The sequence below is a fragment of the Oerskovia merdavium genome (assembly GCF_014836755.1).
Lineage (GTDB): Bacteria > Actinomycetota > Actinomycetes > Actinomycetales > Cellulomonadaceae > Oerskovia > Oerskovia merdavium.
The window spans coordinates 49,148-70,486 of the sequence record NZ_JACSQF010000006.1; the positions used below are offsets into that span (position 1 = coordinate 49,148).

17 protein-coding genes and 2 pseudogenes are annotated in these 21,339 nt (G+C 74.9%); 11 read left to right on the forward strand and 8 right to left on the reverse strand.

From position 1 onward, the window contains the following. Nucleotides 1–137 precede the first annotated feature (137 nt). From H9641_RS20065 to H9641_RS07290, 5 genes and pseudogenes are all read right to left on the reverse strand, one after another. A complete protein-coding gene (locus tag H9641_RS20065) occupies nt 138–1,247 on the reverse strand; it encodes an MMPL family transporter (protein WP_404821929.1) in 1,110 nt (369 codons plus the stop codon). 30 nt (nt 1,248–1,277) lie between these two features. Continuing rightward, nucleotides 1,278–2,320 (reverse strand): annotated as a pseudogene (locus H9641_RS20070) (MMPL family transporter); the annotation flags it as partial. 111 nt (nt 2,321–2,431) lie between these two features. Further along, a complete protein-coding gene (locus tag H9641_RS07280; RefSeq protein ID WP_318244437.1) occupies nt 2,432–3,694 on the reverse strand; it encodes a kynureninase in 1,263 nt (420 codons plus the stop codon). Next, a complete protein-coding gene (locus tag H9641_RS07285; RefSeq protein WP_191802376.1) occupies nt 3,691–4,785 on the reverse strand; it encodes an amidohydrolase family protein in 1,095 nt (364 codons plus the stop codon). The genes H9641_RS07280 and H9641_RS07285 overlap by 4 nt, the downstream gene beginning before the upstream one ends. Continuing rightward, on the reverse strand, nt 4,782–5,645 hold the full coding sequence (locus H9641_RS07290) for a tryptophan 2,3-dioxygenase (protein ID WP_191802378.1): 864 nt from the start codon (nt 5,643–5,645) through the stop codon (nt 4,782–4,784). Before H9641_RS07290 ends, H9641_RS07285 begins: the two co-directional genes overlap by 4 nt. A gap of 75 nt (nt 5,646–5,720) precedes the next feature. On the opposite strand from H9641_RS07290, the gene H9641_RS07295 reads away from it, so the two are divergent. Both H9641_RS07295 and H9641_RS07300 read left to right on the forward strand, forming a co-directional pair. Further along, entirely contained in the window at nt 5,721–6,281 is a 561-nt protein-coding gene (locus H9641_RS07295) for a GNAT family N-acetyltransferase (protein WP_191802380.1), read from the forward strand. A 170-nt stretch (nt 6,282–6,451) separates the two neighbouring features. After that, nucleotides 6,452–7,660: a beta-ketoacyl-[acyl-carrier-protein] synthase family protein gene (locus tag H9641_RS07300; RefSeq protein ID WP_191802382.1), complete on the forward strand. Its 1,209-nt coding sequence runs from the start codon at nt 6,452–6,454 to the stop codon at nt 7,658–7,660. 76 nt (nt 7,661–7,736) lie between these two features. Here H9641_RS07300 and H9641_RS07305 read toward each other — a convergent pair whose 3' ends face one another. The 3 genes from H9641_RS07305 to H9641_RS07315 all read right to left on the reverse strand — a co-directional run bounded on the left by H9641_RS07305 (nt 7,737) and on the right by H9641_RS07315 (nt 10,053). Further along, complete coding sequence (locus H9641_RS07305; RefSeq protein WP_318244438.1) at nt 7,737–8,624, reverse strand: DUF4118 domain-containing protein; 888 nt, start codon at nt 8,622–8,624, stop codon at nt 7,737–7,739. A 32-nt stretch (nt 8,625–8,656) separates the two neighbouring features. After that, nucleotides 8,657–9,598, reverse strand: coding sequence for a membrane protein insertase YidC (gene yidC, locus H9641_RS07310; protein ID WP_191802386.1), 942 nt, complete (start codon nt 9,596–9,598; stop codon nt 8,657–8,659). A 95-nt stretch (nt 9,599–9,693) separates the two neighbouring features. After that, nucleotides 9,694–10,053: a hypothetical protein gene (locus H9641_RS07315; protein ID WP_191802388.1), complete on the reverse strand. Its 360-nt coding sequence runs from the start codon at nt 10,051–10,053 to the stop codon at nt 9,694–9,696. A gap of 365 nt (nt 10,054–10,418) precedes the next feature. On the opposite strand from H9641_RS07315, the pseudogene H9641_RS07320 reads away from it, so the two are divergent. The 9 genes and pseudogenes from H9641_RS07320 to H9641_RS07360 all read left to right on the forward strand — a co-directional run bounded on the left by H9641_RS07320 (nt 10,419) and on the right by H9641_RS07360 (nt 21,336). After that, a pseudogene (locus H9641_RS07320) lies at nt 10,419–12,022 on the forward strand (ammonium transporter). Between the two features lie 39 nt (nt 12,023–12,061). Beyond that, nucleotides 12,062–14,593, forward strand: coding sequence for an ATP-dependent helicase HrpB (gene hrpB, locus H9641_RS07325; protein ID WP_191802389.1), 2,532 nt, complete (start codon nt 12,062–12,064; stop codon nt 14,591–14,593). A 150-nt stretch (nt 14,594–14,743) separates the two neighbouring features. Continuing rightward, nucleotides 14,744–14,971: a hypothetical protein gene (locus H9641_RS07330; protein ID WP_191802391.1), complete on the forward strand. Its 228-nt coding sequence runs from the start codon at nt 14,744–14,746 to the stop codon at nt 14,969–14,971. A 21-nt stretch (nt 14,972–14,992) separates the two neighbouring features. Beyond that, nucleotides 14,993–15,553 carry a dihydrofolate reductase family protein gene (locus tag H9641_RS07335; protein WP_191802393.1) on the forward strand — a complete coding sequence of 187 codons (561 nt, stop codon included), beginning with the start codon at nt 14,993–14,995 and terminating at the stop codon, nt 15,551–15,553. 103 nt (nt 15,554–15,656) lie between these two features. Continuing rightward, nucleotides 15,657–16,985 (forward strand): magnesium transporter, encoded by a 1,329-nt coding sequence (gene mgtE / locus H9641_RS07340; protein WP_191802395.1) that lies wholly within the window; start codon nt 15,657–15,659, stop codon nt 16,983–16,985. 151 nt (nt 16,986–17,136) lie between these two features. Beyond that, the gene (locus tag H9641_RS07345) at nt 17,137–18,924 is read left to right on the forward strand and encodes a SulP family inorganic anion transporter (protein ID WP_191802397.1); all 1,788 of its coding nucleotides are present in this window, start codon (nt 17,137–17,139) and stop codon (nt 18,922–18,924) included. 208 nt (nt 18,925–19,132) lie between these two features. After that, nucleotides 19,133–19,801 carry a GAP family protein gene (locus H9641_RS07350; RefSeq protein ID WP_191802399.1) on the forward strand — a complete coding sequence of 223 codons (669 nt, stop codon included), beginning with the start codon at nt 19,133–19,135 and terminating at the stop codon, nt 19,799–19,801. Continuing rightward, nucleotides 19,798–20,361 carry a Fur family transcriptional regulator gene (locus H9641_RS07355; protein ID WP_318244439.1) on the forward strand — a complete coding sequence of 188 codons (564 nt, stop codon included), beginning with the start codon at nt 19,798–19,800 and terminating at the stop codon, nt 20,359–20,361. The genes H9641_RS07350 and H9641_RS07355 overlap by 4 nt, the downstream gene beginning before the upstream one ends. A 513-nt stretch (nt 20,362–20,874) precedes the next feature. Continuing rightward, entirely contained in the window at nt 20,875–21,336 is a 462-nt protein-coding gene (locus tag H9641_RS07360) for an HNH endonuclease (protein ID WP_191802401.1), read from the forward strand. Nucleotides 21,337–21,339: the final 3 nt, after the last annotated feature.

Below are 21,339 nucleotides of genomic sequence, written 5' to 3' on the forward strand. Positions count from 1 at the left end.
CCCCCCCCCCCCCCGGCCTCTCGTAGGGCCTCTCGCCGGAGCACTGCCCGGCGAGAGGCCCGACGGCGTGTCCCCGGCTCCCGTCCGGAAGGTCGGGAGCCGGGAGCCCGCGTTCGCCGGGGTACGTGCCCTGGCGGTCAGGACGCGGGGGAGGTGCCCGGGGTCGGGTCCTGCGCCGCCGGCTCCTGCTCCTGGCCTGCTGCCTGCGAGGTTGCCTGCGCCGGCACCTGCCCGGAGGCGGCGTGCCGGCGGGTCGGCCACCAGAACGCGCGTCCCTCGAGCGCGGACAGCGCCGGGACCAGCAGCGGGGCCATGAGGAACGCCGCGACGACGATCCCCACCGCGACCCCGAACCCGAGCTCGGCGAGGTTCGCGATGCCCGTGAGCATGAGCGAGGCGAACGTGCACGCGAGGATGATCCCGGCCGCCGAGGCCGTGGGCGCGTCGTGCGTGATCGCGAGGCGCGCGGCCTCGCGCGGGCTCGCCCCGGCGCGGTACTCCTCGTGCATGCGCGCGGCGATCAGGATGTTGTAGTCCGTGCCGATCGCGACGACGAACAGGTACAGCACGATCGGGATCGAGAAGTCGATGCCCGCATAGCCCAGCGCGTGCAGGTAGAGCAGGACGACCGCGCCCAGCGTCGCGGTGAACGTCAGGGCCACGCACACGAGCAGGTTGACGGCCCCCAGGAGCGCGGTCAGGAGCAGGCCGAGGATCACCACGATGATGACGGCGGCGATCGGGAACACGCGCCCGGTGTCGGCGCGGAGCTGGTCGCGCACGTCGACGAACGCGGACGTCTGCCCGCCCACGTACACCTCGGCCCCCGGCACCGACCCGTGCGCGGCGTCGCGCAACGGGCCCTCGACGGTCGCCATGGCGGCGTCGGAGTACGGGTCGTCCGCGAGCACCACGGTCACCAGCGCGGCCGTGCCGTCGGTCGTGACCGTGGGCGGGGCGACGCTCGAGACGCCGGGGACCGCGGCGAGGTTCGTCGCGAGCGTGGTCAGGGCGGTCGGGTCGAGGGGTGCCGAGCCCACGACGTAGACCTGCGTGGGGCTCAGCGCCCCGGCGGGGAACGAGGCGTCGAGCGTCGCGTACGCCTGGCGCGAGGCGGTGCTCGCGGGGAGCTCGTCGAGCGTGTCGCAGGTCGCCTTGTACCCCGAGGCGAAGAGCGTCAGGACCACCAGCACCACCCCGACGCCTAGCGCGGGGACGAGCGGGCGGCGCGCCGTGAAGGACCCCACCGCGGCGAACGGGCTGCGCGCGGGCTCGTGCCCGGGGCCGAGCGGCCAGAACAAGGACCGGCCGAGCAGCGCGAACAGCGCGGGGATCAGGGTCAGGGCGGTGAGGAGCATGACGGCCACGGCCACGATCAGCCCCGGCGCCAGCGTGCTCAGCGACTCGAGCCGCGCGAACAGCAGCCCGCGAACGCGCCGATCACGGTCAGCGCCGACGAGGCCACGACGCGGCCCACGACGCCCACCGAGACCTCGAGCGCCTCGCGGTGCGACTCGCCTCGGCGCAGGTGCTCGCGGTAGCGGAACAGGACGAACACGATGTAGTCGGTGCCGATCCCGAACAGGACCACGACGAGGATGGGCTGCAGGGTGTCGCTCACCTGGAAGTCGAGCAGGTCGGCCAGCAGGGCCGTGAGGCCCGTGACGACCGAGAGCACGACGCCGATCACGACGATCGGGATCACCGCGATCAGGGGGCTGCGGAAGACGAGGCCCAGGAGCAGCACGATGAGCAGCACGGTCGCGATCGTGATGGTCCGCTCGGCGCTCGCGTAGGCCGTGGTCGTGTCGACCTGGATCGCGGCGTTGCCCGTGAGCGCGCTCGTGAGCCCGCTCCCCGCGAGGGCCTCGTCCGACGCGGTCCGCAGCGCGGGGACGGCGTCGTCGACCGCCTCGTCGCCCGGCTGGCCGTCGAACGCGACCGAGAGCGCCGCGGTGAGCCCGTCCGGCGAGAGCGACTGCGGGGTCTCCTGGACCGAGACCACGCCCGGGATCGCGTCGGACTGCAGGGTGGTCGCGAGCGCCGCGACGGTGCCCTGGTCCGCGGTGGTCAGCGCCGCGCCGTCGTCGCGGACGACGACCAGGCTGCCGGTCGCCCCCGACTGGGCCGGGAAGTTCTCGTCGCCGGCGTCCTGCGCCTCGACCGACTCGAACGTGCTCGGCAGGAACGACTGCTGGTTGCCCGTGGTGTAGTCGTCGAGGCTCGGCGCGAACGCGATGACGGCGGCGGCCAGGACGATCCAGGTACCGATGACGCGCCACGGGTGGGCGATCACCGTCCGAGCGATGCTGCCGAACATGGGCGCGCCTTCCCCTCGGGAGGTCCCGGGTACTCGACCTTCCCAGGGTGGCACCGGCCGAGGGGCCCGACAACCGGGGAGACCGGGGGACGGCCCCGCCGGTGCTGCGGGTCAGGGCCCGCCGGGGCCCTCGAGCAGCGCCGCACGGATCGCCTCGACGCCGATCCGCACCTCGTCGAAGCGCGTGGACAGCGGGGACAGGCCGAGCCGCAGCCCGTCGGGTCGACGGAAGTCCGGGATGATCCCCTGCTCCCAGAGCCGGGGGAGCACGTGCTCGAACCGGGCGTGGTCGATCGTCACGTGGCTGCCGCGCCGGTCCGCGTCGCGGGGCGAGGCGACCGTGACCCCGAGCGGGACCAGCAGCTCGTCCACGAGGTCGAGCGCGAGCGCGGTGAGCCGGACCGACTTGGCCCGGACCTCGTCCATCCCGGCGTCGGCGAGCAGGTCGAGCATGTCCTGCATCGCGAGCATCCCCACGACCGCGGGCGTCCCGCTGAGGAACCGGCGGACCCCCTGGTGCGGTGCGTACTCGGGACCCATCTCGAACGGGGCGGCGCTGCCCATCCAGCCCTGGATCGGCTGGGTCAGCGTCGCCTGCAGGTCCGAGCGGACGAAGCCGAACGCGGGCGAGCCGGGGCCGCCGTTGAGGTACTTGTAGGTGCAGCCCGCTGCGAGGTCCACGTCCCACGCGTCGAGCTCGACCGGGACCGACCCCGCCGAGTGGCACAGGTCCCACAGCACGAGCGCGCCGGCGTCGTGGGCGAGACGCGTGATCGTCGGGGCGTCGGCGAGATGTCCGGAGCGGTAGGCGACGTGGCTGAGGACCACGAGCGCCGTCCGGGGCCCGACGGCGTCCGCGACCTGCTCGGCGGTCACGCCGCCGTCGTGCGCCGGTGAGATCCAGCGCAGGGTCGCGCCCCGCTCGGCCGCGACGCCCTGCAGCACGAAGCGGTCGGTGGGGAAGTTCCCGCTGTCGAGCACGATCTCGGTCCGGCCCGGGCGGGCGTCGAGCGCGGCGCGCACGAGCTTGTAGAGGATCACGGTCGTCGAGTCGCCCACGAACGTCTGGCCGGGCGCCGCGCCCAGCACGGTCGCCCCGATCCGGTCGCCGACGCTCAGCGGCAGCTCGTACCAGGACTCGTCCCAGCCGCGGATGAGGCGCGCTCCCCAGTGCTCGGTCGCGAAGCGGGCCAGACGGTCGGCACTCGCGCGCGTGGGGCGCCCGAGCGAGTTGCCGTCGAGATAGGCCACGACGTCGTCGGACGCCACGAACGCGTCCGTGAAGCGCGCGAGCGGGTCGGCGTCGTCGAGGAGGGCCGCGCGCTGGGCGGGCGAGCCCGTGCGGGAGGTCACGGGAGCGGGGGAGTCGGTCACGGGTGGGCCTTTCCGAGGGGTTCGGGCGGAGGGGGCGGCGAGCCGACCAGGTCGGAGGTCGTGAGGACCACGGCGCTCGCGAGCCATGCGGCGACGGCCGCGGGTGGTGCGTCCGGGTCGGGCCGGGGGCCGGGCACGTAGGTGGTCGACGTCGCGACGGGCGTCGACGTCAGGGCGCGCAGCAGGTCGTCGGCCGCGAGGCCCGCGGCACCCAGCGCGCACAGCTCGCGCGGATCGACCCCCGCCGGGAGCGGCCCGTTACCCTGATCGGTGCCGTAGACGACCGTCCCGCCGGCCGCGGCGAACCGCGACAGGTTGTCGAGCGCGACGTCCTGCTCGCGGGTCGGGCTCTCCCAGCCGTGGATGTCGAGCGTGCTGATCCACTGCTGCGCGCGCGCCATGGCAGCGACCAGGTCGTCGGGCAGGCGTTCGGTGAACGGTGCGTGGGCCAGCCGGTCGACGCGGGCCTCGTGGGCGCGGCGGGCCTGCCCCTCGCCCTCGACGTGCGCGACGACGGGCCGACCGTGCGCGCGGGCCCGTGTGAGGATCGCGCCGAGGGTCTCGTCGTCGAGCTCGGGACCTGCGCCCGGGTGCAGCACCACCTTGAGGAAGGACGCCCCGGCCGCGACCTGACGGTCGACCGCAGACACGGCGGGCGCGGGGCCCGCGACCTCCTCGACCGCACCGCAAGGGGCCCAGGACCTGTCCGAGGGATACCCGCCCGGTGCCGTGAGGAAGGCCCCCGCGTAGCGGACGACGGGCAGGCCCGGCGTCCGGGCCAGCTCCGCGAGCACGTCTGGGTTCCCGCCCAGGTCGTCGACCGCGGCCAGCCCGCCCCGGCGCAAGGCCGCGGGGTCGACCAGGGCCAGGTGGACGTGCGCGTCGGTCAGCCCCGGGAGCACCGTGCCCGGCAGGTGGCGGCCCGGCGCCGGGTCCGCACCCGTCGCGGGCCGGACGCCGCGCTCGGTGGCGACGAGCGCCGTCGGGCCCGACCATCCCGCGCCCCGCTCCCAGCGGGCGTCGACCGAGAACCCGACGGCGCTCGCGGACCTGCCCGCTCCGCCGGACGCCGCCGCGCGGCCCGGCGTCACTGCCGGCCGATCTCGGTGCGGACCGCGAAGAGCTCGGGGAAGAACGTCAGGTCGAGGGCCTTCTCGAGGAAGCCCACGCCGCTCGACCCTCCCGTGCCCCGCTTGGTCCCGATGATGCGCAGCACGGTCTTCATGTGCCGGAAGCGCCAGAGCTGGAAGTTGTCCTCGAGGTCGACGAGCTCCTCGCAGCTCTCGTAGGCGAGCCAGTTTCCCTCGGGGTCCTCGTAGATCGCGCGGAAGGTCTCGACGAGGTCCTCGTCCAGGGTGTGCGCCTGCGTGACGTCCCGCCCGAGGACCCTGGCTGGTACGTCGTGCCCGTGGCGCGCGAGCCAGCGCAGGAACTCGTCGTAGACGCTCGTCTCGTGCAGGAGCCGCTCGAGCAGCTCGTGCGCCGCCGGGTCCGAGGCGAAGACCGTCAGCATGCGTGCGTTCTTGTTGCCCAGCAGGAACTCGACCGCACGGTACTGGTGCGACTGGAACCCCGACGAGCTGCCCAGGAAGCCCCGGAACTGCGCGTACTCGCTCGGGGTGAGCGTCGCCAGGACCGACCACTGCTCGGTCAGCGTGCGCTGGACGTGCTTGACCCGGGCGATGCGCTTGAGCGCGGACTGCAGGTCGTCGGCCGCGATGAGCTCGCGCGCCGACGCCAGCTCGTGCAGGACCAGCTTGAGCCAGAGCTCGGTCGTCTGGTGCTGGACGATGAAGAGCATCTCGTCGTGGTGGACGGGCGCGCTGACCGGGACCTGGGCGTCCAGGAGCCTGTCCAGGTGCAGGTACGAGCCGTAGGTCATGCGGTCGCGCAGGTCGGTCACGATGTCGGGTTCGAGGGGGCGCTCGTTGCTGGACGACGGCGTTGTCATGAGTTCGAGGGTAGGGCGCTCCCGGCGACCGCGTCAGGGCTTCGTGAGCGTGCGGTGCCGACGTAGGGTCGCCGGGTGGCGAGCGGAACCGGGCGGTCGACGAGCATCGACGTCTCGTTCCTCGACGACCTCGCGGGCGACGCCCGCTCGCGGGCCGGTCTGCTGCGCGCCCTGCGGGACGTCACGGGTGCTCCCGGGCAGGACGTGTTCTCGGCGTCCGCCGACCAGATCCTGACGCTCGCCGAGGCGGACGCCGACCGGTACGTGCTGGTCGTCCGGCGCGAGGGCCAGGTCGCGGGGGTCGGGGTCCTGCACCCGGGCGGCGCGTCCGGCGAGATGCTCGACCGGCTCGACGGCGCCCGTCCGCAGGACGTCGTGGTGTTCCGGGGCTTCCTCGTCGACCGGCACCATCAGGGGGTCGGGGTCGGGTCCTCGGTGGCCGCCTCTCTGCCGGCGCTCGTGGCTCACCTGGCCGAGCGGCTCGGCCGGGAACCGTTCGCGTCGGTCGTCCTCGTCGTCGATGCGGACAACGTCGCCGGGCGGCGTGCGTACTCCCGCGCGGGGTTCGCCGACCGCGGCGCGTACGTCGACGCGAACGGCAGGACGCAGCACGTCATGGCCCTCGCCGTCGCCTAGCCCGCGTCGGGTCTCCGGCGTCGTCGTCGGCGTCCGGCTCCGACGGGACGGGGCGAGCGCGGAGTGACGGTGCTCACGCACGGGCGGTTCGCGGCGCGCGACCGGTACGCCTGTCCTAGCCTGCGACCAGGGTCGAGGAGACGCCGTGGGACAGGTGACGGGAGAGCCTCATGACGCGAGCAGTGGTGACAGGGGTCGGCGCGGTGACACCGCTGTCGTCGACGGCGCCGGGGACGTGGGACGCGTTGCTGCGCGGCGAGCAGGGGGTCCGGGCGGTGGACGACGCCTGGGCACGCGAGCTGCCGGTCCGCATCGCGGCACGGGTGGACGACGCGTTCGCCGACCCGCTCGGCGTGCGGATCAGACGCCGGACCGACCGGGCCGAGCAGCTCGCGCTCGTCGCGGGCCGGGAGGCCTGGGCCGACGCCGGCAGCCCCGAGGTCGACCCCACGCGTCTCGCGGTGGCGGTGGGATCGGCCAACGGCGGGATCGCCACGACGCTCGAGCAGAGCCGTGTGCTCGAGACGCAGGGGCACCGACGGGTCTCGCCGCACGCGGTGACGATGCTCATGGCCAACGGACCCGCGGCCTGGCTCTCGATCGACCTGGGCGCCCGGGCCGGCGCGCGTGCGCCCGTCAGCGCGTGCGCTGCGGGGGTCGAGGCGATCGTCATGGGGCGCGAGATGATCCTCGCGGGCACGGCCGACGTGGTCGTGTGCGGGGGAGTGGAAGCCGGAGTCCAGGCGTTCTCGATCGCCGCGTTCGCCCAGGCCCGGGCGATGTCGACGCGCAACGACGAGCCGGGGCGGGCCTCGCGCCCGTTCGACGTCGCGCGCGACGGGTTCGTCATGGGCGAGGGGGCGTCCGTCGTCGTCCTGGAGAGCGAGGAGCACGCGCGAGCGCGCGGCGCGCGGATCCTGGGCGCGGTCTCGGGGGCCGCGCTCACGTCGGACGCGTTCGACATCGTGGGCGGCGACCCGGACAACCAGGCGCGCACGATCTCGCTCGCGCTGCGCTCGGCGGGCCTGGCGCCCGGCGACCTCGGCCTGGTGCACGCGCACGCCACGTCGACGCCTGTGGGCGACCTCAACGAGGCGGCCGCGCTGCGGGCTGCGCTGGGCGAGCCCCCGCCCGTGACCTCGACCAAGGGGGCCACGGGGCACCTGCTGGGAGCCTCGGGGTCGCTCGGGGTCGTCGCCGCGCTGCTCGCGCTGCGCGACGGGCTCGTCCCTCCCACGCTCAACGTCGACGAGCTGGACCCGGCGATCGACCTCGACGTGGTGCGAGGGGCGGCACGCCCGACGACGGCGCGCCACGCCCTGGTCGACGCGTTCGGTTTCGGCGGGCACAGCGCGAGCGTCGTGGTCTCGCGCGACTGAGCCGTCGGCGCACGGCGCACGGCGGGCCCAGGTCGCCACGACACGCGGGCGTGCGTCCGGCACGCACTCTCGTGGGCTAGGTGCGGCGATCGCCGCTCCGCGGGGTGGCGAGGGCCGCGCCGACGAGCTGGGCGAGGGTCACGGCGATGACGCGCTGGTCGACGTCGGGGCGCCGCACCCGCGTCGTCGCGTCGAGGAGGAAGCGGCCGTGGACGGTCCCGGCGTGCTCGATCAGCAGCTCGATCCGGTCACCGGTGGGCAGACCGTCGCGCTCGACGTCGACGAGGCTCCCGCCGCTGGTCACGCTGCCGTCCGCGTGCAGCCGCGGGTGGGCGCCACCGGTGGCCGTGTCGAAGCGGCACTCGTCGATGTCGAGCGCCTCGACGATCTGTCGCTGGACATGAGTGATCAGGACCGACGGCGGGGTGTCGGCCGCAGCGACCAGGCGAGCCGAGGACACGAACCCGGCGAGAAAGCCCACGCGACGGCTCGACCGCGCCTGCTCACGCCGGCCCCACAGGGCGATCTCGGTGACGGACACGCCCACCAGCAGCAGCAGGACGGTCGTCTCGACGTCGGTCCGGTCGGTGATCGTGAGCTGGTGGTACGGCTCGGTGAGGAAGAAGTCGAACCACACCCCGCTCGACAGGGCCGCGCCGATCCCGGCGGTCCTGCGCCCGGTGGCCGCGGCGCCCACCACGACGAGCACCAGGACCAGAGCGACGTTGGTGTTCGCCACGTCGTCCCGGAACGGTGCGAGCACAGCGCACACCACCAACGGGGCGGCCAGCGCCGCCGTCACCACCAGGGCGGTCCTGCGCGACCTCGTCCTCATCCCTCCATCAACCTGCCGCGGTCCCGTCGATGTCAAGGTGTCTTGACGGGATCCTGACGGGGTCCGGTGCCGGGCGACCGGGCAGGCGCTCGCACTCCCGCGCCCTCGCGGCGCTCTCCTCCAAGCCATGCTCCCTTCCGCACGAGATGCACCGACCGGCCTCAGCCCCGGCGTCCCCTCCGCGTCGTGCCCCGACGCGGCTGTGGTCGCTGACCGCCGGCGCGTGGCGTCGCGGTGGGTTCGGGCGCTGGGGATCCGGTCACCGAGGTCCGAGGCGCCGGTGACCCTTCCTGCCCGCCCGACGGCAGGAGCCGCCCGACCACGAGCTGCTGCCCGAGCCCCCACAGCGAGGACGTGGCCCAGTACAGGACCACTCCGACGGGGAAGCCGACGGCCACCACGGCCGAGACCGCGGGGAGCACGAACGCGAGCACGCCCTGCTGCCGCGCGAGCGGGTTCGTGGGGTCGGCGGGCGGGTTGTCGCGCGCGCTCAGACGCTGGGTCAGGACCTGCGCGGCGTACATGAGGACGATCAGGACGGCGGGGACCAGGACGCCGAGCAGACCGGCGGCGCCACCCAGCGCGCCGGTCAGCGTCCCGGAGAGCGGGGCACCGAGGAGCGTCGCGGCGTCGGCCTGGCGGACGAGGTCGCCCGTGAGCGCGCCCACGGGCGTCTGGCGACCGATGCCCGAGAGCACCGAGTACAGCGCGAAGAGGACCGGCGCCTGCACGAGCACGGGCAGGCAGCCGGCGAGCGGGTTCGCCCCGGTGCGGGTCATGAGCTCCTGCTGCTCGCGCCGGGCCGCGTCGCGGCTCGCGGCGTCGGTCCGGCCGCGGTACTTCTCCTGGATGCGGCGGATCTCGGGCGAGGCCAGCCGCATGGCACGCATGCCACGGACCTGGGCCACGACGAGCGGGACGAGCAGCAGCTTGACGACCACGACGAGGCCGACGATCGCGAGGCTCCACCCCGCGCCTCCGGCGGGGTCCAGGCCGAGCGAGGTCAGGGCGCCGTGGAGGTGGACGAGGATCCAGGCGACGACGAGCTGGAGCGGGTGGACGAGCGTGGAGAGGGCATGGGTGAGGGTGTCGAGGACGGGCACGGCGGACTCCTGCGGGACGGAGGGGAGGGGAGCATGGAGCTCCCGCGCCGCGTCCGCAGCACCCGGGCCGCGAACGGCTCAGGACGTCTGGGGGATCAGGCGGTGCGCGGGAGCACGAGGGCTCCCGGTGCCCGCGGCCGTGGCCGTCCGGGGGTCGTCGGGCTCTGCTGGCGCACCGGTGCCGCCAGGGGCACCGGTTCGGCTGCGACAGGGATCGTCAGGAGCAGCAGGACGGCCACGGCGACGGACGCGAGCGCGACCCCGAGGACACCCGCGGTCGCCGCGAGGGTCGCGGCACCGAGCAGGGAGAGCACGGCGCCGAGCGACGTGGTCCCGAGCGAGTGCCCGACGGCGAGCGCCAGCACGAGCACGAGCGGCACCGTCGCGACGGTCCGGGCCGCGGACGCGGTGGTCAGGTGGTCGAAGCGCTCGCGCAGCGCCTGGGCTGTCCGCACGTCTCCACCTCCGACCCTCGTGACCTGGCGGGCACCGTCCCGCGCGTCCGCCCAGACTAGCGCCCTCTCGGGCCGGCGCCGGGCCGTGCGCCCCGGTGCCGGGACGCCCGTGCTCCGATGTCGCGCGGGCCGATCTCGTGCGATGCTCGCACGGACCGGAGCCGCCCGTGGCGCGCAGGGGCCCAGGGGAGCCGGTCCGCTCCAAGATCTGTCTCGCGCGTCGCCGTGCGGAGGACGCGCGCCCCAGTCCCGGGGTGCCAGGAGGCGCCCCGAGCCGTCCTGCGGGAGGTCTCATGTCCGAGCTGGTGATCGACAGCGGCGACACCGTCTGGGTGCTCGTCTCGGCGGCCCTCGTGCTGTTCATGATGCCGGGACTCGCCCTGTTCTACGCGGGCCTGGTCCGGCGCGGCAACGTGCTCGCGATCATGCAGCAGAACCTGGTGCCCATCGCCGTGATCTCGCTGACCTGGATCCTGGTCGGGTACAGCATCGCGTTCAGTGACGACATCGGGAACGGGTTCATGGGCGACCTCGGGCTGTTCGGGCTCACGGGGCTCGACACGGCCCCGACGCCCGCGCTGCACGCCGTCGACGGCGACGTGGCGATCCCGACGCTCGCGTTCGTGGCCTTCCAGATGATGTTCGCGATCATCACCCCGGCGCTCCTGACCGGCGCGACCGTCGGGCGGCTCAAGACCGTCGGCTGGGTCGTCACGCTCGCCCTGTGGTCGGTGCTCGTCTACCCGTTCGTCGCTCACTGGCTCTTCAACCCCGACGGCTGGCTCGTCGGGATCGGCGCCCAGGACTGGGCGGGCGGGATCGTCGTGCACGCGGCCGCGGGGGCAGCGGCGCTCGCGGTCCTCGTGGTCGTGGGACGCAGGCAGGGCTGGCCGCGGGGTCGATCCCGCACTCGATCCCGCTCGCCGTGGCGGGCGCAGGGATCCTGTGGTTCGGCTGGTTCGGCTTCAACGGCGGCGGTTCGCTCCAGGGCGACGGCGTCGCGGCGCAGGCGGTCCTCAACACGCACGTCGCAGGAGCGGCCGCCATGGGCGCGTGGCTCGTCATGGAGCGTCTGCGCACGGGCAAGGGCACGGTGATCGGTGCGATCACGGGCGGGGTCGCGGGCCTCGCGACGATCACGCCGTGCGCGGGCTACGTCAGCACGCTCTCCTCGCTCGTCATCGGCCTGGCGGCCGGCGTGGTGTGCACGTTCGCGCTCGGCCTCAAGACGTTCTTCCGGTTCGACGACGCGCTCGACGTCATCGCCGTGCACTTCGTGGGCGGCATCCTCGGCTCGCTCCTGCTGGGGCTCTTCGGGTCGCACGCGATCAACGCGGCGGGTGCCGACGGGCTGTTCTTCGGTGGTGGCGCCGACCTGCTGGGTGCGCAGGCGATCGCCCTGGTCGTCGTGATCGCGTTCTCGTTCGTCGTGACGCTCCTCATCGCGCTGGCCGTCCAGAAGACCGTCGGCCTCAAGGTGGCCCCGGGGCACGAGTTCGGCATGGACGAGGTCGAGCAGGGTGCGAACGCCTACACGCTGGGCCAGGTCTCGGGGCTGTCGGCGGCGGGCTCCGCCGGGACGCCGGGCGGGGCGGGGACGGTCGCCCCGGCCGAGCACCCGGTCCCGGCTCCGGTGGCCTCGACGACGACGTCGGAGACGCCCTCGACGCCCGACGCCGTGGTCCTCACCGCGACGTTCGACTCGGCCGATCTCGACGCCCTCACGACCTCGCTCGAGACCGCGGGAGCCTGGGCGATCCAGGTCACCGAGGTCAACGAGGTCGTGGCCGACCCGCCGTCGCTGCGCTTCCGCGAGTCCTCCGAGCCCGTGCGCTTCGCGCGCCGCCTGCGCGTCGAGCTCTGCGTGGCCCGGGCGTCCGCCCCGACCGTCGTCGACCTCCTCACGCGGCAGACGGTGGGCCTGCGCACGCCCCTGCTCCACGTGTTCGCCGAGGCCTCGGGGCGCTGACCCGCCCGCGCGCAGGCGGGGCGGGTCGGCCAGGGGACAATGAACCCCGTGGACCTGGACCCGATCGCCCGCCTGCTCGCCTCGCCGCCCGATCTCCCGGTCCGCCACCACCTGGGCGAGCTCGTCGACGCGGTGCGTGCCCGGGGCGTCGCGGTGCTCCAGGCACCTCCCGGCACGGGCAAGACGACCCTTGTCCCGCCCGCGCTCGCGGGCATGTCGACGTCCGCACGGCCCGGGGGCACGGGAGCCTCGCTCGCGGGCTCGTCGCGGGTCGTCGTGACCCAGCCCCGCCGGATCGCGGCCCGCGCCGCGGCGCGTCGCCTCGCGCACCTGCTGGGCGAGCCCGTCGGGCGCACGGTCGGCTTCTCGGTGCGCGGCGAGTCGCGCACGGGCCCCGAGACGCGCATCGAGGTGGTCACGACGGGCGTGCTGCTGCGGCGCCTGCAGCGTGACCCGGAGCTGGCCGGGGTGGACGTCGTGGTCCTCGACGAGGTCCACGAGCGTCACCTCGACGCCGACCTGACCCTCGCGCTGCTCGTGGACGTCCGGGCGAACCTGCGCCCCGACCTGGCCCTCGTCGCGATGTCCGCGACGATCGAGGCCGAGCGCACCGCGAACCTGCTGGGCGACTGCTCCCCGGCGCCCGTGGTGGTCGCCGACGGCAGCCTGTTCCCCGTCCGGGAGGTCTGGGCGCCCCCGCCCGGGCCGCGCCTGGACGAGCGCGGCGTCCCCCGGGCCTTCCTCGACCACGTCGCGGCCACCACGCGCCGCGCGCTGGCCGAGCAGCCGGGCGACGTGCTCGTCTTCGTGCCCGGCGCGGGCGAGGTCGACGGGGTGGCACGCCGGCTCGGTGGCATCGACGCCGACGTGCGCCCCCTTCACGGGAGGCTGCCCGCGCGCGAGCAGGACCTCGCGCTGACCCCGGGCCCACGCCGTCGGGTCGTGGTCTCCACGGCCGTCGCGGAGTCCTCGCTCACGGTGCCCGGCGTGCGGGTGGTCGTCGACGCGGGGCTCTCGCGCGAGCCCCGCACCGACCACCGTCGCGGGCTCGCGGGCCTCGTGACCGTGCGCGTGAGCCGGGCGGCGGCCGAGCAGCGGGCCGGGCGCGCGGGGCGCGAGGGCCCGGGCGCGGTCTACCGGTGCTGGTCCCCGGGCGAGCACGCCCAGCTCGTGGCGCACCCCGTGCCGGAGATCCTCACGGCCGACCTCGTCGCGTTCGCGCTCGAGCTCGCGTGCTGGGGAAGTCCCGACGGCGCGGACCTCGCGCTCCTGGACCCTCCTCCCGCGGCCGCGATGGCGGTCGCCCGCGCGACGCTCGAGTCGCTCGGCGCGGTCACCGCCGACGGGGCCGTCACGCCCCGGGGGCGCGAGATCGCGCGCGTCCCGGCCGACCCGCGGCTCGCGCGCGCCCTCCTGGACGCGAGCGACGTCGTCGGGCCGCGGCTCGCCGCCGAGGTGGTCGCCCTGCTGTCCGACGACGTGCGTGCGCCCGGGGCGGACCTCGTCGCGGCCCTGCGGGACGCACGACGCGGCGGCCCGGCGAGCGGGTCGTGGCGCGCGCAGGCCGAGCGGCTCGAACGACTGCTGCCGGGACGCGGCGCCCGCGGCGCGGGCCGGGGGCGCGCGGACCTGAGCCTCGACCTGGCCGTGGGGCTCGTGGTCGCGCTCGCGCACCCGGACCGGGTCGCGCGCCGGCGCCCGAACGGTGCCACGTACCTGATGGCGTCGGGCACCGGTGCCGCGCTCCCGCCGGGCTCCCCGCTCGCGGGCTACGACTGGCTCGCGGTCGCCGACGCCGACCGCGGCGCGGGCCGGCGCGACGCGACGATCCGCTCGGCCGCACCGATCGACGAGGACCTCGCCTACGAGGCCGCGTCCGCCGCGCTGCGCGAGGACGAGCACGTGAGCTGGACGGGCGGGCGCATCCACGCTCGGCGCACCACGCGGCTGGGCGCGATCGAGATCTCCTCGCAGAAGATCACCGACCCACCCGCCGACCAGGTCGTCGCGGCGCTGCGGACAGGGCTCGAGCGCGACGGCCTGGGCGTCCTGCCGTGGCGCGAGCCCGCGCACGAGCTGCGGCGCCGGCTCGCGTTCCTGCACCGCGCCCTGGGCGACCCGTGGCCCGACGTGTCCGACGACGCGCTGCTCGCGGGCCTCGATGCGTGGCTCGGGCCCGACCTCGCCCGGGTCCGCACGGCCGCCGACCTCCAGCGCCTCGACCTGACCGGCGCGCTGCGCAGGCTCCTGCCCTGGCCCGCTGCGGGCAGGCTCGACGAGCTCGCGCCGGTCCGGGTGGACCTGCCCGGCGGGAAGAGCGCACGCGTGGACTACACGGGCGAGCAGCCCGTGCTCGCGGTCAAGGTCCAGGAGGCGTTCGGGTGGCGCGCGACCCCACGCGTCGCCGACGGCCGGGTGCCCGTCCTGCTGCACCTGCTGTCCCCGGCGCGGCGCCCCGCGGCGATCACCGCCGACCTCGAGTCGTTCTGGCGGACCGGGTACGCCCAGGTCCGCGCCGAGCTGCGGCGGCGCTACCCCAAGCACGACTGGCCCGAGGACCCGGGCGCGTGAGCGGGCGCCCCCTCACGTCCCAGAAAGGGACGCGAACAGCACGGTGCCTGCCCGCCCGGCCCGCCGCGGCGCGCGCTCCCGGCGTCCGCTCAGGCGCCAGCCCGACGGCCCCGGAGTAGGCTGAGAGGGCGCGAGCGCAAGGAGGGGACCATGGTCGGCCCGAGCGAACCCAGACCCGTCGGGAACGTGCTCTGGCTCGCGCTCGGCTCGTTCGTCCTGGCCGCGCTCCTGGTCACGACGGGCGCCCCGGTGCTGCCGTTCCTGCTGCTCGTGCTCGCGCTGCTCTTCGGGGTGGTCGGCGGCACCCGCTACCTGCGGACCCGGCACAGCCCCCGCCACCACGCGCCGCCCCGTGACGCGCCCCCCGGTCACGCCTAGGGCCCTCACCGAGGAGGAACCGTGGGACTGCTGACGTACACGAGCAACACCTCGCTCGACGGCTACGTCGCCGACACGTCGGGCTCGTTCGAGTTCAGCTTCCCCGACGAGGAGGTGCTCGCGTTCATCAACGACCTCGAGCGCCCCGTGGGGACCTACCTGTTCGGCCGCCGGCTGTACGAGGTCATGGCCGTCTGGGACGACCCGGCCATGCTCGACGACCCCTCGCCCGGGACGCGCGACTTCGCCGCCCAGTGGCGCGAGACGGACAAGGTCGTCTACTCGACCACGCTCACCGAGGTCTCGGCCCCCCGCACGCGACTGGAACGGACCTTCGACCCGCAGGCGGTCCGAGACCTCGTGGCGGGCGCCGGCACCGAGGTCGGCCTCGGGGGACCGACCCTCGCCGCCGCGGCGCTCGCGGCCGGCCTGGTCGACGAGGTGCGGCTCCTGGTACGCCCGGTCCTGCTGGGCGGGGGGCTCGCGAGCTTCCCGCTCGGTGTGCGCACCGACCTCGAGCTCGTGGACGAGCGGCGCTTCGCGAGCGGGGTCGTGCACGTGCACTACCGCGTGCGCCGCTGAGCCGGGCACGCCCACCGCCCGCAGCCTCCGCACCGGGGCCCGCGCGGTCTCGCGCCCCGTCCTCGACGGGCCGCACCCGTCGGTCCCCTGAGAGGGTGGGGCCATGCGTGCACACCCCGACGCCCGGACCGAGCGACCCCACGAGCTGGAGGACCTGCAGCACCGCATCGCGGGCATGGACACCCAGGAGGTCGTCGACGAGCTGGGACGGCTGGGCGACCATCGGCGCGCGGTCGCGTTCCGCCTGCTGCCCAAGGGCCGGGCGGTCGAGGTGTTCGAGGACCTCGACCCGGCGATCCAGGCCGATCTCGTCGACGCGCTGCGCGCCGACTCGACCGCGGAGATCTTCGCCGCGCTCGACCCCGACGACCGGGCCTCGTTGCTCGACGAGCTGCCCGCGGGCGTCGCGGCCCGGCTCCTGGAGGGGCTCGGCCCCGACGAACGGGCGCTGACGACCGCGCTGCTCGGCTACCCCGAGGACAGCGCGGGCCGACGCATGTCGCCCCGGGTCGCCTCGGTGCGCCGGGGCACCACGGTCGAGGGGGCGCTCGACGCGCTGCGCCGGGCGGGGGACGACGTCGAGACCATCTACACCGTGCCGGTCCTGGGCCCCGGGCGCGTCGTGGAGGGCGTGGTCTCGCTGCGCAGGCTGCTCGTGAGCGATCCCGGAACCCCCGTCGAGGAGGTCATGTCCCCGGCCGTGACGGTCGAGGCGACCGACGACCAGGAGCACGCCGCGAACGTCGTGCGCGACGGCGGGTACGTCGCGGTGCCCGTGGTCGACCACGAGGACCGGCTCCTGGGGGTCCTCACGGTCGACGACGCGATGCGCATCCTCGAGGCCGAGGACGACGAGGACTCCGCGCGCGTGGGTGGCTCCGAGCCCCTGCGCCGCCCGTACCTGTCGGTCTCGGTCCTGGGGCTCGTGCGCTCGCGGGTCGTCTGGCTCCTGCTGCTGATCGTCGCGGCGAGCCTGACGGTCGGTGTCCAGAGCTACTTCGAGGCCGAGCTCGACACGGTCGTGGCCCTGGCCCTGTTCATCCCGCTGCTCATCGGCACGGGCGGCAACGCGGGCTCCCAGGCCGCCACGACCGTGGTCCGCGCCCTGGCCGTGGGCGACATCCGGCGCGGGGACCTGCTGCGCGTCGTGGGCCGCGAGATGCTCACGGGACTGCTGCTCGGCACGGTGCTCGCCGCGGTCGGGTTCGGGCCCGCGACCTGGGGCGCGGGCGTCTCGATCGCGCAGGTCCTCGCCGTCACGGTCGTGGGGGTGTGCGTGCTCGCCACGACGGTCGGGTCGAGCATCCCGATCCTGGCGCGCCGCGCGGGCATCGATCCGGCGATCGTCGCGGCACCCTTCATCTCGACGTTCGTCGACACCCTGGGCCTGATCATCTACTTCTCGGTCGCCAAGGTGGTGCTGGGCATCTAGCCCCGGAGGCGCCCCCGCGCACGGCGAGGCACCGGTGCACGGTGAGCGGCGCCGTCGGGCCGCACGCGAGGCTTCCTGATGCCGAGGGCGCCCAGCGCCGATACGTTCACCCGTGAGGCGCGCCCGGCGCCTCGCGGAGAGAGGCGGGCGCATGCCGCACAGCACCGGTCCACGCACCACGAGCACGCGACCACGCCTCCTGTTCGCGTCGCTCCAGGGATACCGCGGGGCCTGGCTGCGCGGTGACGTGGTCGCCGGCCTGACGGTGTGGGCCGTGCTCGTGCCCGAGTCGCTCGCGTACGCGACGATCGCGGGCGTCTCGCCCGTCGTCGGCCTGTACGCGGCCGTGCCCTCGCTGATCCTCTACGCGGCCTTCGGCAGCTCGCGCCACCTGATCGTGGGGCCCATGTCCGCGACCGCGGCGCTGTCCGCGAGCGTGGTCGCGGCCTTCCGCCCGGGCGACACCGCGGCCTTCGTCGCGCTGACCACCGCGGTCGCGCTCGTGACCGGGGTCCTGTGCCTGGTCGCCGGCATCGCGCGCCTGGGATTCCTGGCCTCGTTCATCTCCGAACCCGTGCTCAAGGGCTTCATCGTGGGCCTGGCGCTGACGATCGTCATCGGGCAGGTGCCCGCGCTCCTGGGCGTCGACAAGGGCGAGGGGAACTTCTTCGAGAAGCTCTGGGCGATCCTCACCGAGCTCGGCACGGCGCACCCCCTGACCGTGGTCCTGGGCGTCGGGTCGCTGGCCGCGGTGCTCGCGCTCAAGCACTGGCTGCCCAAGGTCCCCGGGTCGCTCGTCGTGGTCGGGATCGGGATCGCGCTCGTCCTGCTGCTCGGGCTCGACGACGACGGCGTGGACATCTTGGGCCCCATCCAGGCAGGCCTGCCCGCGCTCGGCCTGCCCACGGGCATCGACTGGAACACCTACACCGACCTGATCGGCCCGGCGGCGGGCGTCATGCTCGTGGGCTTCGCCGAGGCCCTCGGAGCGGCCAAGACGTACGCCTCGCGCGAGGGCTACGACATCGACGCCAACCGCGAGCTCCTCGGCATGGGCGCCGCCAACGTCGGCTCGGGCCTCGCGTCCGGCATGGTCGTCAACGGCAGCCTGTCCAAGACGGCCGTCAACGGCGGCGCGGGAGCCAAGAGCCAGGTCTCGGGGCTGGTCGCGGCGGCCCTGACGATCCTCACCCTGCTGTTCCTCACGCCCGTGTTCGAGTCCCTGCCCGAGGCCACGCTCGCGGCCGTCGTCATCGCCGCGGTGATCGAGCTCGTCGACGTCAAGGCGCTGCGCCGCCTGTACGGCCTCGCGACGCCCCGGACCAAGGACCTGTACGGCGGGGCGGCCCGGCACGACTTCTGGGCGGCGCTCGCGGCCGTCGTGGGCGTCCTGGTGTTCGACACCCTGCCGGGCCTGGTGATCGGGATCGTGCTCTCGCTGTTCCTGCTCCTGGGGCGTGCCTCACGGCCTCACGTGGCCGTGCTCGTGCGCAACTCGCACGGCGTGTGGGTCGACCGGGCGCGGCGCGTGGCCACGGGCAAGGACGGGGGCCAGGGCGTCGAGGGGGCGCTCGTGGTCCGCGTCGAGTCGGGCCTGTTCTTCGCCAACGCCGACACGGTGCGCGCGGCCGTGCGGCGCCTGGTCGCCGAGGCCTCGCCCCGGGTCGTGGTCCTGGACGCCGAGACGGTGCCGTTCGTCGACGTCGAGGCCGCCGACATGCTCGCGACCCTGCGCCGCGACCTGGACCGCGTCGGTGCTCGCCTGGTGCTGGCACGTGACGTGGGCCAGGTGCGCGACGTGCTGCGCGGCGCCGTCGGGCCGGACGACCTGCCCCCCACCTACCCCGACGTCGACACCGCGCTCGACGCGGCGCTCGGCGACGGTCCGGCGGCGCCCGGCGCGCCGGGCGCCGCACCCGCGGGCGCGCCCGCCTCCTGAAGGCCCGACGGCGCCGCGCGCCTGCCGGGGCGGGGAACCTTCCCGCGCGGGGTGGGAGGCGCGGCACTACGGTCGGGGTGACCGGTGCGGCGGGGCACTGCCCGATTCGGCCGAACCGGTCCGGACCGGGCGCGCGCCCCGGGTCGAGAGCAGGACCACGAACGCGGCGCGGCGTCCCGGCGCCCGCCGCACGACGAGAGGAAGTGCCGTGGGCGCAGCCATCGGTCAGTCCCTGCCCATCGCGGTGGGTGTTCTCATCAGCCCCATGCCGATCGTGGCGGTGGTGCTGATGCTCGTCAGCAGGAAGGCGACGGCGAACGGGTTCTCGTTCCTGCTGGGGTGGATCGTCGGGATCGCGGCGCTCGGGTCGATCGTGCTTCTCGTGGCCGGGGCCGCAACCCCTGCGGAGTCCGGGCCGCCCACGTGGGCCAGCGTCGTCAAGATCGTCCTGGGCGTCCTGCTGCTGCTGCTCGCGTTCAAGCAGTGGCGAGGGCGCCCGCGCGCGGGGGTGGCGCCCGAGACGCCGAGGTGGATGAGCGCGATCGACGCCTTCACGCCCGTCAAGGCGTTCGGGCTCGCGGTCCTGCTCGGCGCGGTCAACCCCAAGAACCTGCTGCTCGTGGTCTCGGGTGCTGCGGCCATCGCTGCCGCGACGTCCCAGACCGGTGAGCAGCTCGGGGCTCTCGCGGTGTTCGTCGTCGTGGCGAGCGTCGGGGTCGCCGCCCCCGTGGTGATCTACCTCGCGATGGGCGCGCGTGCAGCGACCCTGCTCGACGAGCTCAAGACCTGGATGATCCAGAACAACGCGGTCATCATGGCCGTGCTGCTCCTGGTGCTGGGCGCCAAGATGGTCGGTGACGGGATCGCGGCGCTGTGACCGGGCAGGGGCACGCGCAGGGTGACGTCGGCCTCCCGCGCCGGGCCGAGGTTCTCGGAGAGCCCGGGGGCCCGGGGGAGTCCGGCCCAGCGCGAGCGGGCGGGGTGCTCGGTGCGGCCCCCGAGGGGGCCGACCCCGTCGAGGCCGCGCTGGACCGGTTGCGGGCGGGTGGGCACCGCGTGACCGAGGCGCGGCGCGCGGTCCTGGAGGTCCTCGCCACGGGCGAGGGGCACCCGAGCGCCGACGAGCTCTCGGCCCGGGTCGAGGCCCGGCACCCGGGCATCCACCGCGCGACGATCTACCGGACCGTGGACCGGCTCACGACCCTGGGCGTCGTGACGCACGTGCACATCGGGGGAGGGGCAACGGCCTACCACCTGGCCCCGGGCGAGCCGACGCGCGAGCACCTGCACGCGATCTGCAGCTCGTGCGGGCGCATCATCGACCTGCCGGGCGACCTGCTCGACCCGGTCACGACGTGGCTCGCGACGACGGCCGACTTCACGCTCGCCCCCGCGCACGTGGCCCTGTCCGGGGTCTGCGGGACGTGCCGGGCCTAGACCGACCCCTCGCGGCGGGTGGTGGCGGCAGGTGCGTCGGCGCTCGGGCGCGTGCCGACGGTCTCTGCGCCGTCGTGCGTTGAGCTCCTGCGCGATCTCTCCCCGAAAAGCCCTTGCCGTGTCCCCGGGGGCGGAGGCTACTGTGGTGATCGTCCGGTCAGGAGACCGGCGTCGTACGGGGCAGCCCGGACGCCACCGCTCCTGACCCGTTCTCATGAGGTGCCGCCCCGGCGGCCCGCACGAGCTGACGCACACGAGACCGCGCCACAGTGGTAGCGCGGCGAGCCAGGCACATGAACCTGGTCACGACGGGGAACCGTGGTGTGCGTGGAGTTCCCAAGTCGCCCGGTCTGCAGTCGGGCGGCTACCCCTGGAGAGGCATGTGCCAAGGAGGGCGACGGGACGCACCTGCGTCCCGTGGGGCGGGTTCGATTCCCGCCCTCTCCGCACGCAGCGCGAGCGCCCGTGGCGTCGAGGACCTCGACGCCACGGGACGCAGACGGGAGTCGGTCGATGAGCGAGGTCCTCATCTACAACCTGGGGGGCGGGCAGGTCCTGGGCCGCGTCTCGCTGGGGCACGCGATCCGCATGCTGCACCGGCGGGTCGCCGCGGTGCGCGAGGCCGTCGAGGGCGAGACCTTCGGCCCCTACCAGCGTCCCGTCTCGGTCGAGCTGGTCCGTTACGTCCACACCCGCTGGGTCTACGAGCGCACGGGACGGGTCCCCTACTCGCGGGCGGCGCTCCTGCGCCGGGACCGGCACCGCTGCGGCTACTGCGGTGCGCCCGCCACGACCATGGACCATGTGGTGCCCCGGTGCCAGGGCGGCCCCACGAGCTGGATGAACGCGGTGGCCGCGTGCGAGGCGTGCAACAGCGCCAAGGCCGGGCGGACGCCCCTCGAGGCGGGCATGACGTTGCGTTCGCGCCCCTTCGAGCCGGTGCTCGCGGACATCTACCCGCACGGCAAGGTCTAGCCC

Coding starts and splice junctions, on each gene's coding strand:
- mgtE (WP_191802395.1), top strand. CDS start 15,657: ATGCGTGCACACCCCGACGCCCGGACCGAGCGACCCCACGAGCTGGAG.
- H9641_RS07300 (WP_191802382.1), top strand. CDS start 6,452: ATGACGCGAGCAGTGGTGACAGGGGTCGGCGCGGTGACACCGCTGTCG.
- H9641_RS07330 (WP_191802391.1), top strand. CDS start 14,744: ATGGTCGGCCCGAGCGAACCCAGACCCGTCGGGAACGTGCTCTGGCTC.
- H9641_RS07345 (WP_191802397.1), top strand. CDS start 17,137: ATGCCGCACAGCACCGGTCCACGCACCACGAGCACGCGACCACGCCTC.
- H9641_RS07305 (WP_318244438.1), bottom strand. CDS start 8,624: ATGGCTTGGAGGAGAGCGCCGCGAGGGCGCGGGAGTGCGAGCGCCTGC.
- hrpB (WP_191802389.1), top strand. CDS start 12,062: ATGAACCCCGTGGACCTGGACCCGATCGCCCGCCTGCTCGCCTCGCCG.
- H9641_RS07290 (WP_191802378.1), bottom strand. CDS start 5,645: ATGACAACGCCGTCGTCCAGCAACGAGCGCCCCCTCGAACCCGACATC.
- H9641_RS07360 (WP_191802401.1), top strand. CDS start 20,875: ATGAGCGAGGTCCTCATCTACAACCTGGGGGGCGGGCAGGTCCTGGGC.